Below are 13122 nucleotides of genomic sequence, written 5' to 3' on the forward strand. Positions count from 1 at the left end.
CCTGCTCTCCCGGTGTGGCCGGTGGCCTCCCCCCGCTCCGCGGGGGGGAGGCCACCGGCGAGACGGTCAGTCCCAGATGTAGCCGTCCTCGGCGCGGATGTCGCCGTCGAGGATGTCGATGCTGGCGTTGTGGGCGGTCATCCGGAGGTTGCCGTTGCGCAAGCAGGTGGTGATGGCCTGCTTCCGCTCCTCCGTGAGCTCGAAGCCGAGCTCGATCTTCGGGGACCGCAGCTGGATGCTGTGCTCCGCCGCCCGTCCGTTCACCGTCGGGCCTCGCGCCGAGGACTTGCCGCCGTTCGACGGATTGGCCATACAGATCACCCCAATCAGGTAGAAACAATGCTGGAGTTGTCCATATGTGCACCAACAGTGACGCATCGTCAAGAACAAGTGACGAGCCGTCAAGTCGAGGTCGGCCGAACGGGTCAACGCACCGGCCGTACAGGTCACGACAGCGGGACGGCGCGGACGGCGGGTCAGGGCAGCGCGTCAAGGCAGCGGGGTCAGGGCAGCCGGACCAGCTTGCGCAGGGGCCCGCCGGCCCGCCCTCCCCCGGCCGGGCCTCGGCCGGGCTCGTGGACCAGCAGTCGCACCTCATCGGCCGGCACCAGGGTGGCGCGCAGCCGCCAGTCGATCTCCTGGTCCCCGGCCAGGGTCACGTCCCACCGGCGGAGGATCGTGGCCAGGGCGCCCGTCAGTGCCGTCATGGCCAGATGACGGCCGAGGCAGTAGCGGCCCCCGGCCCCGAACGGCAGGTAGTCGAAGGCCGGGGGGCGTACCGAACACCACCGGCCCGGATCGAAGGTGGCCGCCTGCGCGTCGCCGGCGAACGCCCGGTGGGCCACGAACGGGGAGACCAGCACCTCGCACCGGGGTGGGAGTCGATGGCCGCCGAGAAGGGCCTCCCGCGTGGTCACGCGCACCATCACGGCATTCGACGGCAGAACACGAAGGCTCTCCCGGGCCACGGCTTCGAGCAGCTCCGGCCCCCGGGCGTCGACCCCCTCCCCCGACCGCAGCCGCTCACACAACTCGTTGCGCAGGTCGTCGAGTTGGGTAAGCAGGAGAATCGTCCAGACGAGCGCGGCGGCCAGCGGTTCACTGCCGGCCAGGAAGAACGCGTTGGCGTGCGCGGCGAGTTCTCCCTCCGGCAGCAGCCGTCCGGCCTCGTCACGGACCAGACTCAGCCGCGCCAGCAGGCAGCCGGCCTCACCGGGCGGGCGGCCCGGCGCCCGGTGGTGGCCGATCCGGGCCCGCAGGGCGGTGTGGAGGCCGCCGCCCACGGCGGCGATCTCGGCGTGCAGCCCGGACCGAAGTCGGCCGTCCGGCGGTCCGGTTGCGGCGTACCGGCGGCGCAGGGCCAGCAAGCGGTGACAGCCGTCGCCGAGGCCGCGGACCTCGGCGGTGGTGCCGAACAGCAGTCCGCCCAGCAACGCCCGCGCGAGCCGGTTCATCTGCTCACAGAGCCCCACGACGACGCCCGGCCGCCAACTCCCGGTCAGGGCGGCCGTTTCCGCCGCCACCAGGTCGGCAGACCGGTCGGCGGGCCGCCGGGTGAACACCGGCCCGAACGCCCGCCGGCGCTCTCGGTGGACGGCGCCGCCCATGCTGAACAGCCCCGAGCTCAGCGCACCGACCACCGACGGCAGGCCGTCGCGCTCGGCCATGGTGGCCGGCCGGCCGAAGGTCTCGGCGTCCACCAGGACTTCGCGTACGTTGGCGGCGCCGAAGGCCGCGACGCACCCCGCCGTACCCAGCCCCCGGGAGAGCACCGGCACCCGGTCCGTCAGCACCGCAAGGTCGCCGTGCCGCCGCCGGGCAGCCATCAGCGTCGCCAGCGGATCGGCGAGCAGCAGCGCGTGCCAGTCCGCCCCGCCGGGCCGACCGGTGTGGTGAGCGAGCATGGGCCCAGCTTCACACCCCCGGCAGGCCACACCGGACCAACGCGCCGACGACCCTCTCCCGGAGTCCCGCAACCGCTCGCCACCCGCCTCCTGCGGGCGCTCACCGCCGACGGCGGCGTCGCCGCTGCTCTTCCGTCCAGCTCGTCGGCCTCGACCGGGCGACGGGCAACCGCGTACGGACGGCGGCGACCTCGTGCGCGAAGGTCCTGCGGCCTGCCGGGCGAGACGGACCGACGGCGCCCCCGCCTCGGGACGTCCATCCGACGATCCGTCAAGGACCCGTCATGGTCCCCGGGTCTGCGGGCGGTGTCCGTCCGTGTCACCGAGGGCCGAGCGGGCGCCGCCCTGCACCCGGGTCAGGTCGTCGAGCAGCCCGGTGAGCCAGAGGGTCACATCGACGGTGTGCAGCGACGCCGGGTCGGCGGGCATCCGGGTGGCCGTCGCGCGCTCGTCGCGCAGCGCGGCACGGGCGTCGGCCAGCGCCCGGTCGGCGGTGCCGGCGGGGCCGCGCTCCAGCAGCGCCGTGCCCTGGCGGCGGAACGCCGCGGCGACCTGCTCCGCACGGCCCACCAGCCTCGCCGCCCCGTCCGGGCCGGTGGCCGCGGTGCCGGGCGGGATTCGGGCCAGCAACGGCTCGGCGCCCCGAACGGTGTGCTGCCCGGTGAGCACGGCGGCCTGCCAGTTCGGCCCGTCCTCGGCCGGATCGTGCCGCTCGCTGCGGTACTGGGCGTACAGCGCCTCGGTGAGCAGCGCGGAGTGCCGGGCCCGGCCCAGGGCTCCCTGCGCCGGGCCCGTCCCGGTGACCACGGCGACCGTCTCGCACAGGGCCGCGGCGCTCTGGTCGAGCAGTTCGGCGGTGCGCCGCCGAAGGTCCTGGCCACCGCCGCGGGGCCAGGCGCAGAGCCCGGCGAGGATGCCGATCGCCGCGCCCGTGGCCACGTTGAGAAGCCGGGCCTCGGCCAGCCGCCAGCTGGCCGGGGCCAGCTGGGTGAAGACCATGGCCACCACGACGGTGAACAGCCCCTGCGCCCAGGCCAGCCCGAGCACCGGGCCGACGGCGAACGCGAACAGCATCACCGGCGGCAGCGCCGCGGCGTAGAAGGCCGGGTGTTCACCGACCGCCAGCAGCAACGCGGCGGTCACGGCGGCGCCGCAGGCCGTGCCGACCAGGGCCGGACGCAGTGTCATCCGGGTGTCGGCGGCACTGGTGCGCATCAGGGTGAGGGTCGCCAGCAGCACCCAGAAGCCGTGGGTGAGGTCGAGGGCGCCGACCACCAGGCGGGCGGCGCTCAGGGCTCCGGCCGTGCGCAGGGCGTTGCGGAAGTACACCGAGCGGGTCGTCAGGTTGCCGCGGATGCGGCGCCACCAGAGCATCGCGACCGGCTCGTGGGCGTACCAGAACGGGCCGGGCCGCTGGTCGGGAGGCGTGTCGTCGGCGGGTGGCGGCGCGTGGCGGGCGGTGCGGGTGGCGAGGGTGAGGAAGCGGGCTCCCTCGGCGGCGTTCAGGGCGACCGTGCCGAGCCCCAGCCGGGCCGCCGCCGTCCGCGCGTGGCCTGCCACCGCGTCGCGGCCTGAGTCGCGGCCTGAGTCGGGGCCGAGGGCGGGGCCGGGGTCGGTGCCTGAGCCGAGGGCCGAGCCGGGGGCGGGCCCGGGTGAGGTGCGGGCGGCCTCGAACGCGGCGATCCGCACCTCGATCGGCGCGGTGGAGGGGACCGGCCCGCCCGCCCGCACCCCGGCCGCCGCCGCGCGCAGGGCGTCAGCGGTGGCCGTCACCAGAACGGCCGCCTGCGGGTAGGGCCCGCCGACGGGCCCGAGCCGGCGGACCCGCAGCAACTCGGCTCCGATGTAGTGCAGGGTGGTGGCGCAGTGGGTGAGGGCGCGATCGACGGCGCCCGGACCGGCGGGCCGCTCCATCGTCGGGATCCGGGAGAACCGCAGCTGGTCGAGGAGGGCAAGAGCCTGCTCCGGCACGTCCGCCGCGCCGTTCGCAGCGTCGTCCGGCGCCTCGGCCGGGTTGCCGGGCGCCGTCCGGGGCGCGCCGGCCCGGCCCGGCGGTGCGCGGCCGTCGGACGGCGCCGTGCGCGGGGCCGCCGTGCGCAGGGCCGCTGCGGGCGGGCGGCCGGCGCAGTCGGCGGCGGCCAGGTCCGCCAGCCGCGCCAGCGCCTCGGCGGCGCGGGCCAGATGGCCGCGGTAGTCCGGCGGCGGCGGCTCCGGCCACAGCAGCCGCTCCGCCGCGGCGAGCAGCAGCAGACCCGCCGCCACGCCGGTCAGCCGCTGCGGCAGGGTGTCCGGGGCGTAGGGAGGGAAGCACGGGAGGATGTAGAACAGCTGGAGTCCGTTCGCCAGCCCGACCAGGCGCGGCCCGCCCACCGAGCCGAAGGCCACCGCGAAGCCCACGCCCGCCATCCCCAGCGCGGCCGCCCCGGTGTGCACGGCCAGGACGGTGCCCAGGCACACCAGCACACAGGCGAACGGCAGTGCCAGCAGCAGCGTGCGCGCCCGGCTTCGCGCGTCGCCCTCCACCCGGGCCAGGACACCGACCGCCACCGCCCCGAACAGCGCGTACGTGGCCGTCACCGGCTGGTGGAGGCCGTAGCGGAAGGCGTAGAAGCCGGCGCACGCGGCCGCGGTGACCCGGACCGCGCGGTGTAGCACCGCCGGATCGGGGCGGGCTCGGCGCGGGTGCTCCGGCCGGCCGGGCAAGCGGCGCATCGCACCTCGCTCCCGTGGGGCGTCAGGACCCCGGCGGCCGTACCCGCCCGGGGGCGGCGCGGCCGACGCGGTGGCGCGGTACAGCCGAGGACGGTGCAGCCGAGGACGATGTCGTCGATGACGGTGCCGTCGACGTCCGGCCGTGGCCTGGTCCGGGCACCCGCCGGCACACCGGCCGCCCTGGGCGCCACACATCTCCACCCTAGGGGGACTCGACGCCGGGCGCAGGCCCGTCGGCGTGATCGCCGAGGACGGCCGGCCGGTGGATCACCGCGGCACTCGCCGGGCGTCCGGCGGAGTGGGGCGCCCTCGGATCGGGACCGGCCCCCAGGGGTGATTTCACTCCGGCGTGCTGAGGTACTGGGGCAGGCCCACTTCGCCGATCCGCTCGAGGACGAAGGGGCCGGCCGACGCGGCCGTCGCACCGCCGACCGCCCCCATCACCGCCGCCTCCTCACGGTGGTCCCCGGAGTTCGCGCCGATCGCCGCATAGGCGCCGAGGACCGCGCCGAGCATGGCCTGCCCGCTCCCGGTCTCCTCGACGATGCCGGCGATCGCCACGGCGAGAGCGCTCGCACCGGCCCGCTGCCTGATCCCTGCCGACTGCTCGGAGGTGTCGGCGTTCGAGAGCGCGAGGCGGCCGAGCTCGCTCAGCTCCGTCATGTCCTCCTGCGTGAGGCCGACAACCGTCAGCCGCAGAAGGTGGTAGTGAAGCCGCCGCTGCATCGCGTCCTCCACGGCGAGTTGCCTCCCGAGGCGGACCAGCGGGCCTGCCTCGCGGGCAACGTCCTCAGAACTGCTCGTGGACACTTCGCCGTCCATTCCGGGGCGGTTCCGGCAGCCGGATCTCGGCGTGGCCCTGACCACCCTCGTCTGCCATTGCACCGCCCGGCGGGCAGCCTGTCCCGCCGGCCGGCGCCAACCGGGCCACACGGCGACGTCACGGCCACGGGGTCTCGGGTACCGGCGTGGTGACGCCCCGGCAGGGCTCTGTCAGGCCCTGCCGGGGTGAGGGCCGGGGCCGGCGGAGTCCTGGGCGCCCGGTACGGACGGCCCCGGGAGGGTGGGATGCCGGGGGCCTCGCCCGTTCGTCAGCCCTCCCCCGGTGCCGGGGCGGGGTAGCCGAGCAGGCGGACGGCCGGCGCGGAGACGACCTGGATGTCCGCCGTTCCCGGCACGGCGACGTGGACGAAACCGCCCTCGATCGCGAACCGGACACCCGTCAGGTGTTCTCGCGGGACGCCGTCGGCATCGGTGAGCGTGTAGCCGGGGACGAGCTCGATGGCGGCGTCCTCCCGCCAGTTGGGCCGGGCGTTCACCGGTCCTCCTCGGTGTCCGTGGCCGCGAGGTCCATCGAGGCGACCGGGGGGAAGTCCAGCTCGGGTTCGGCCAGGTGGTTGAAGTAGTTGGAGAGCGTGTTGAGCGCGACGTGGGCCACGATCTCGGCGAGCTCCGCGTCGGTGACTCCGTCCTTCCGGGCTCGGGCCAGCACGTCGCCGTCCAGCCGGCCGTGGGTGCGCACCACCGCGGCCGCGATCTGCAGGACGGCCCGGGCGTGCGGGTCGGCGTCCTCGGCGGCGCGGGTGGCCAGCAGCTCCTCCTCCGTCATCCGCAGCAGCCGGCCGCCGCGCATCGTGTGTGCGCTGACGCAGTAGCGGCAGCCGTTCTCCTGGGCCACCAGGAGGGCCAGCTGCTCGCGCAGCCGCTCGGTGAGGACGCCGCCGGCCAGCGAGTCGCGCAGCGCCAGGTAGCCGCGCAGGGCGGCGGGGCCGTTCGCGAGCGAGGCGTAGAGGTTGGGCACCCGGCCGAGCTGCCTGCGGGTCGCCTCCAGCAGGTCGCGCTGGTCGGCGTCGGCGGTGTCCGGGGTGAGTTGCGGCAAACGCGCCATGACGTCCTCCGTCGTGTCGCCGGCACCGCCAAACGGTACCGGTCGTTCTCATCTCCAGGACGGTACCGATCGGTTCCGTTTGGCGTCAAGGGAGTTCCGCAGACTCAGAACCGATCGGTACCATCTGGCCATGGCAACCCAAGCCCGCGCCCGGCTCCTCAGCACCGCCGAGGACCTCTTCTACGCCGAAGGCGTCCGCGCCGTCGGCATCGACCGCATCCTGACCGTCTCCGGAGTCGGCCGGGCCTCCTTCTACCGGCACTTCGCGAGCAAGGACGACCTGGTGGTGGCCGTGCTCCAGGGCCGCGACACGCGCTGGCGCCAGTGGCTGCGCGACTCCGTGGAGGCCCGCGAACTGCCACCCGAGCAGCGTCCGCTCGCCGTCTTCGACGCCCTGGCGGAACGCTTCGCCCGCCAGGACTTCCGCGGCTGCGCCTTCGTGAACACCATGGTCGAGGCGGCCGACCGCAGCAGCGCCGCGCACCGGGTGGCCGCGGCCCACAAGGCCGCCGTCATCGACTACCTGGACCAGTTGCTGACGGACGCCGGGCACGGCGAGCACGCCACGCTCGCCGAAGAGCTCGTCCTCCTCATCGACGGCGCCATCGTCACCTCCGTGCGCGAAGGCACCACGGAACCCGCGCGACGGGCACGCCGCATCGCCGCCGCCCTTCTGGCGGCGGAACGGGCCTGACGCCGCCGGGAGGCGACGGCCGCCCGCTCCGCAACCCCGCGGCCGGGGCGCCCCTAATCCGTCCGCGCCAGGGCCGCGCCGGCCTCGGGCAGCATGGGCCCGAACGCGGCCCGGACGTCGGCCATGGTGCGGCCGGCCTCGTCGAGCGCCCGCGGGAGGTGGTGCGCCACGGCCTCGACCAGCCCCCGGATGTGGTCACGGCCGACATGCCGGGTGAGGGTGAAGCGCAGGCCCGACTTCTTCAGGGGGACGACGGGGAAGGAGGACTGGTTCACGTAGAACCCCTCGTCGAGCATCCGCCGCACCATGGCGTAACTCACCTCCGGTTCGCCGAGGCCGACGAAGTAGATCGGCGTCCGGGGATCGGAGACGACGGGCAGGCCGGCGGCGGCCAGCAGCTCGTTGCAGTAGTCCCGGCGCTGCGCCAGGTCCGCCTGGACGGCCTCGATCCGGGCGGAGAGATGGATCCGCGCGGAGGCGATCGCCGCCCCGAGCATCGGGGGCGGCAACGGGTGGGAGTACATCAGCGGTCCCCCGTTGATCCGGACCTTGTCGAAGGCCTGCTCGGTGGGGAACACGGCCACGCCGCCGATGGTCCCGAACCCCTTGGCGAGCGTCGTGACCAGCACCACGCGCTCGCCGAGGCGCCGGCCGAGCTTCTCGAAGACGTAGCCCGCGCCGTGCCGCCCGTACCAGCTCATGCCGTGCGCGTCGTCCACGTAGAGGTGCAGCGAGGGGTACGCCGCCATCAACCGGACGAGGTCCTCGACCGGCGCGACGTCACCGAACATCGAGTACACGCCGTCGATCAGGTACCAGACCCTCTCGCCGGTGGCCTCCGCGCGCCGCAGCCGCCGCTCCAGCGCACCCAGGTCGCCGTGCCGCACCATCGCGAGCTCGACGCCTTGCTGCCGCACGAGTTGGGCGGCCGTCTGGACGCTGAAGTGGACCTGCTGGTCCAGCACGGCGATGTCGCCGGCCCCGAGCAGGGCCGGCAGCACGGAGATGTGGCACAGCGACGTCGAGGAGTACACGAGCACGGGGTGACCGGCGTACATCTCCCGCAGCAGCTCTTCGAGTTCGAGGTTCAGTCCGGACGCCACGTACGACCGCGAGACCGAGAACTGGACGCCGAAGCGCTTGATCGCGTCGATGGCGCCACGCTGGATGCGCTCGTCCTGTTCGAGGGAGAGGTAGCCACAGGTACCGAAGTTGACCAGATCCCTGCCCCCGATCCGCAGGTGGGTGCCCGGTGGCGCGTCCAGCCCGGTCGTCAGATGGCTGGTGCCCTGCTTCATCGCCTCGGCGATCAGCCTCTCGGCGGTGTCGGCGGACGTCTGGTACGGCACGGTGGCCACGGCGGATTCCCCTCAGCCCATAAGTCGGTCGGACTATGGGATAAACGGTGCGCGCACGCAGAAGTTACGGGGAGTCGGGAAAAGCCGGCGGCGCGCCCCTCCCGCACGTCCCCGGCAGCGGGGACGCCCTCGGGCGCGGAACCGCCGGACCCTCAACCGCCCATGCCCCCGGGGGCCGGGCGGCGGCCGGAGCCCGCGAAGGGACCCGGCCGAGCCCGCCGCCCCCGGAGCTTGTCGGACAAGCCCCAGGTCCTAGCCGACTGCCGTGCCCCGCCGCGGAAGGGATCCCGGCAGCCCGACCGGGTAGTCCTGGAGCGTGATGTTCTCGGCGGCCTTGCGGGCGATCTTGGCGGCCATGTTCTTGCCCGGCAGGTAGGGCATGACCTTGTAGTAGCGGTTGAGCACGGAGGCCATCAGGCGGCTGTCCGGGATCATGAGCTTGGCGACGCCGTCGCCCATCTTCTGGCAGCCGGTCGCGTACGCGCGCACCTGCTCCTGGTAGCGGGCGTAGGCGACGCGGTGGTCGCCGTCGGCGGCGGCCAGCTCGCCGGCGAGGACGTACGCGCCGACCAGGGCGAGGCCCGAGCCCATCCCCGACAGGGAGGAGGGGCAGTAGGCGGCGTCGCCGACCAGCGCGACCCGGCCACGCGTCCAGGCGTCCATGTGCACCTGCCCCACGGAGTCGAAGTAGAAGTCGGGCGCGTACCGCATGTCGTGCAGCAGCCGGTCGCTCTGCCAGCCGTTGCCGGTGAAGTGCTCGGCCAGGACGGCCTGCTGGCGCACCACGTCCCGGCGGTCCAGCCCCAGCTGCGGCGAGCCGAAGTAGAAGACGGCCTTGGCCTCGGCGTTGTCGCGCGCGCTGTACATCGCGACGAGCTTGCCGGCGGTGCGGTAGGCGTGCCCGGTGTGGTCGAGGCCGAGGTGGTTGTCGGTGGTGAAGATCGCGCAGTAGACGCCGAGGTGCCTGACGAACTCCTCCTCGGGGCCGAAGGCCAGGCGGCGGGTGTTGGAGTGCAGCCCGTCGGCGCCGATCACCAGGTCGAACCTGCGGGGGGCGGCACGCTCGAAGGTGACGGTCACACCGTCGGCGTCCTCGGTGAGCGAGGTGACGGAGTCTCCGAAGAGGTACTCGGTGTGGTCCTTGGTGGCGTCGTACAGGATGCGCGCGAGGTCTCCGCGGAGGATCTCGAGATCCCCGGCGAACAGGTCGGCGGGCAGCTTGGCCTGCGGCTTTCCGGCGCTGTTGACGTAGGACATCGAGCCCGTGCCGGTACGGGCGCTCTCGAGCTCGGAGAGGATGCCCATCCGGCGCAGGATCGACAGGTGCGCCTCGCCGCGGAAGTCGACGGCGTAGCCGCCGTCGCGCAGCGCGGGGGCTCGCTCCACGATGACCGGGTTGAAGCCGTGGCGGTGGAGCCAGTAGGCGAGGACGGGGCCGGCGACGGAGGCGCCGGAGATCAGTACGTTGCGGTTCTTCATGGTGGTGAGCCTGCCCGGGGGTGCTCACCGCGGGCTCACCGCCGGCTCACCGCCTCCACGACGGGCTCGGGAAGTCCGAGCAGGCGCAGCAGCGCGGGGGCGTCGTGGCCCACCTCGGCCGCGGACTCGGCGGCCGTACGGTAGCGCGTCCGGGCCGTGGCGTGGTCACCGCGCAGTTCGGCGATGCGGGCGAGCCCCGCAAGCGCGCGTACCCGGTTGCCGAGGGCCTTGATCCAGTGCGGGTCGATCCGTTCCAGCGCCTCGGAGTAGAGCCGTTCCGCCGCGGTCAGGTCACCGTCGGACAGGGCGAGGTCGGCCTGCCCCCGCAGGGCGGCCGCGAGGCCGTCGGCGCTGCCGGCGCCGACGGCCAGCTCCGCGGCGCGCGCGTAGTCGGCTCCGGCCGCGGGACGGTCGTCGGCGGCGAACTGGTCACCCCGGTTGACGAGCAGGTCGGCGGCGTCCTCCAGGGCGCCGAGCTGTTCGGTCAGGGCGATGGCCCGATCGGTCAGCGCGACCGCCTCCATCCGGTCGCCGCGCCCCGCCGCCACTCCGGCGAGCATGTCCAGGGCCAAGGCGGCTCCCCAGCGGTCGCCGAGCACACCGAACTCGTCGACGGCCAGCCCGAAGGCGTGCTCGGCCCCCGGGGTGTCGCCGGCACCGAGGAAGCCGAATCCGGACACGTACCGGGCCACCGCCCGTGCCCACGGCTCGGGGCAGTCACGCTGGGCCGAGACCAGCTCGAAGGCGCTCTGCCGGTCCTCGGCCTGGGCCTGGCCGGCGCTGCGCATCATCCACACCAGCAGCGCGACCGGGTACCGGCCCGCCCGCTCACCCGGCCAGGCCGCGGCCAGCGCCTCTTCGGCCGTGGCACGGTGCCGCTGCCAGAGCGGCCGCCCGGCGCTGCCGGACGCCGCGAGCAGCACGCACACCGCGTACTCCTCACCGCAGCCCGACGGGGGCCGGTCGCCGATCTGCTGCAGCAGCGCGGCGGCGTGCGGCGCCGCCGACGTCGAGGCGCCCCGGATCCACAGGTAGGCCGAGGCCGAGGCCAGCAGGTCCAGGGCCGTCTCCGCCTCCTGCGCGGCGACGGCCCAACGCACCGCCGCCAGGAGGTCGTCGTGCACGGCGGAGACGGCCGGCAGCCACTCCAGCTGCTCGGCCGTCCGCAGGTACGGGTCGGCGGTCCGGACCAGCTGCCGGACGTACCGGGCGTGGGCGCGGCCGGCCACGTCCTGCTCACCCGCCGCCGCCAGCTGTTCGGCGGCGAAGGTGCGGATCGTCTCCAGCATCCGGTACCGGCCGCGGCCGGCCTGCAGGAAGGACTTGTCCGCCAGCGACTCCAGCGTCTCGCCGTCGGCGTCGCACACCTGCGCCGCCGTCTGGGCCGACGCTCCGCCGGCGAAGACCGCGAACCGCCGGGCGGCCCGCCGCTCGGGTTCGGAGAGCAGGTCCCAGCCCCAGGCGACCACCGAGCGCAGGGTCCGGTGGCGCTGGTCGGCCGTACGGGCGCCGCGCGCGGCGATCCCGAGCAGGTCGTCCAGGCGTCCCGCGAGGTCGGCGACCTCCAGCGTGCGCAGCCGGGCCGCGGTCAGTTCGATGGCCAGCGGCAGGCCGTCCAACGCCGTGCAGATCCTCCGCAGGAGAGCGGGATCGGCGGCGAAGCCGCGCCGCACGGCGGCGGCCCGGTCGGTGAACAGCCGTACCGCCGCGTTCTCGTCGAGCGGCCCGACGTACTGCAGGCTCTCGCCGATGATGCCGAGCGGTTCACGGCTGGTGGCCAGGACCCGCAGCCGCGGGCAGGTCGCCAGCAGCCGCGCCGCCAGCGTCGCGGTCTCCTCGACCAGGTGCTCGCAGTTGTCCAGGACGAGCAGGAGGACCCGGTCCGACAGCGCCGTGATCAGGCGGTCGACCGGGGCCCGCGCGCCGTCCAGGTGGAGCCCGCTCTCGCGCAGGCCGAGTGCGCCCAGCAGCAGCTGCGGCAGCGCGGCGCCGTCGCGCAGCGGGGCCAGCTCGACGAAGCACACCTTGTCGGCGACGCCGCCGGCGAGTTCGACGGAGAGCCTGGTCTTCCCCACACCGCCGGGGCCGACCAGGGTGACCAGCCGGGCCACCCGCAGCAGCTCCGCGGTCTCGTTCACCTCGTCGGCGCGGCCCACGAAGGAGGTGAGCTGCGCCGGTGGCGCGGTCGGCGCCGGCGCCCAATCGGCGCTCAGCAACTCCCGGTGGAGGGCTGCCAGTTCGGCCGAGGGGTCGGCGCCGAGCTCCTCGGCCAGGTGGAGCCTGGTCTCCTCGAACACCACCAGTGCCTCGGCCTGGCCGCCCTCGGCGAACAGGGCGCGCATCAGCAGCGCCGCCAGGTGCTCACGGAGCGGGTGGCGGCCGACGAGTTCGCGCAGTTCCGGTACGGCCGCGCGGTGCTCGCCGAGACGGAGCTCCCCCTCGAACCGGTCCTCCAGCGCTGCGAGCCGCAGCTCCTCCAGCCGTGCCGCCGCCGCCCGGGCCGTCTCACGCTCGGCGACCTCGTCCAGCGCGGGACCTCGCCACAGCCCGAGCGCCTCCCGCAGCAGCGCGACGGCCTGTTCGGCGTCGCCGTCGCGCAGAGCGGCGCGGCCCTCGCCGGCGAGCCGCTCGAACCGGCAGGCGTCCACGGCGTCCGGCTCGACCACGATCCGGTACCCCGCCCCTGCGCGCTCGATCGCGGCCGTCTGTCCCAGGGCCGTCCGCAACCGGGACACCTGGGACTGCACCGCGTGCGCCGACAACTCGGCGGCCGGGTCGACCTCCTCGGCCAGCCGGTCGGCGGAGACCACCTCGCCGGGGCGGACCAACAGCAGTGCCAGCAGTGCCCGTCGGGCCGGCCCGCCGAGCGGGACCTCGGCCCCGTCGTCGCGCCACGCCTTGGTCTCGCCGAGAATTCCGAACCGCATGCGGGTGATTATCCACCAGAGATGATCACGCCGGGACGATCGGGCCGAGGTAGGTGCCGCCCGAGACGTCGACCGTCTGACCGGTCACCCAACGCCCCTGCGGGCCCGCCAGGAACCCGACGACGTCGGCGACGTCCTCCGGCTCACCGAGCCGGCCCAG

11 protein-coding genes are annotated in these 13122 nt (G+C 74.7%); 1 reads left to right on the forward strand and 10 read right to left on the reverse strand.

Annotation, left to right across the window (positions count from 1 at the left end; translation table 11 throughout):
- Positions 1-66 precede the first annotated feature (66 nt).
- From apyA to ACZ3YO_RS31195, 6 genes are all read right to left on the reverse strand, one after another.
- Entirely contained in the window at positions 67-312 is a 246-nt protein-coding gene (apyA, locus tag ACZ3YO_RS31170; RefSeq protein ID WP_396320452.1) for an aminopyruvatide family RiPP, read from the reverse strand.
- Positions 313-503: 191 nt separating this feature from the next.
- The gene (locus ACZ3YO_RS31175; RefSeq protein ID WP_465575990.1) at positions 504-1904 is read right to left on the reverse strand and encodes a cytochrome P450; all 1401 of its coding nucleotides are present in this window, start codon (positions 1902-1904) and stop codon (positions 504-506) included.
- A 282-nt stretch (positions 1905-2186) separates the two neighbouring features.
- Positions 2187-4616, reverse strand: coding sequence for an FUSC family protein (locus ACZ3YO_RS31180; protein WP_465575993.1), 2430 nt, complete (start codon positions 4614-4616; stop codon positions 2187-2189).
- Positions 4617-4955: 339 nt separating this feature from the next.
- On the reverse strand, positions 4956-5426 hold the full coding sequence (locus ACZ3YO_RS31185; RefSeq protein WP_465575996.1) for a hypothetical protein: 471 nt from the start codon (positions 5424-5426) through the stop codon (positions 4956-4958).
- Between the two features lie 281 nt (positions 5427-5707).
- Positions 5708-5935: a hypothetical protein gene (locus ACZ3YO_RS31190; protein ID WP_465575999.1), complete on the reverse strand. Its 228-nt coding sequence runs from the start codon at positions 5933-5935 to the stop codon at positions 5708-5710.
- On the reverse strand, positions 5932-6504 hold the full coding sequence (locus ACZ3YO_RS31195) for a carboxymuconolactone decarboxylase family protein (protein WP_465576001.1): 573 nt from the start codon (positions 6502-6504) through the stop codon (positions 5932-5934). The genes ACZ3YO_RS31190 and ACZ3YO_RS31195 overlap by 4 nt, the downstream gene beginning before the upstream one ends.
- A 130-nt stretch (positions 6505-6634) precedes the next feature.
- On the opposite strand from ACZ3YO_RS31195, the gene ACZ3YO_RS31200 reads away from it, so the two are divergent.
- A complete protein-coding gene (locus tag ACZ3YO_RS31200) occupies positions 6635-7198 on the forward strand; it encodes a TetR/AcrR family transcriptional regulator (RefSeq protein WP_465576003.1) in 564 nt (187 codons plus the stop codon).
- 53 nt (positions 7199-7251) lie between these two features.
- Here the strand turns inward: ACZ3YO_RS31200 and ACZ3YO_RS31205 are convergent, their stop codons facing one another.
- The 4 genes from ACZ3YO_RS31205 to ACZ3YO_RS31220 all read right to left on the reverse strand — a co-directional run.
- Positions 7252-8556, reverse strand: a complete 1305-nt coding sequence (locus tag ACZ3YO_RS31205; protein ID WP_465576005.1) for an aminotransferase class I/II-fold pyridoxal phosphate-dependent enzyme — start codon at positions 8554-8556, stop codon at positions 7252-7254.
- A gap of 252 nt (positions 8557-8808) precedes the next feature.
- Positions 8809-10035 (reverse strand): FAD-dependent monooxygenase, encoded by a 1227-nt coding sequence (locus ACZ3YO_RS31210; protein ID WP_465576008.1) that lies wholly within the window; start codon positions 10033-10035, stop codon positions 8809-8811.
- 35 nt (positions 10036-10070) lie between these two features.
- Entirely contained in the window at positions 10071-12962 is a 2892-nt protein-coding gene (locus ACZ3YO_RS31215; RefSeq protein WP_465576010.1) for a BTAD domain-containing putative transcriptional regulator, read from the reverse strand.
- Between the two features lie 25 nt (positions 12963-12987).
- On the reverse strand, positions 12988-13122 hold a 135-nt coding region (locus ACZ3YO_RS31220; RefSeq protein ID WP_465576030.1), incomplete at its 5' end, for an SDR family oxidoreductase.

Source organism: Kitasatospora sp. NPDC022785 (genome assembly GCF_055561295.1).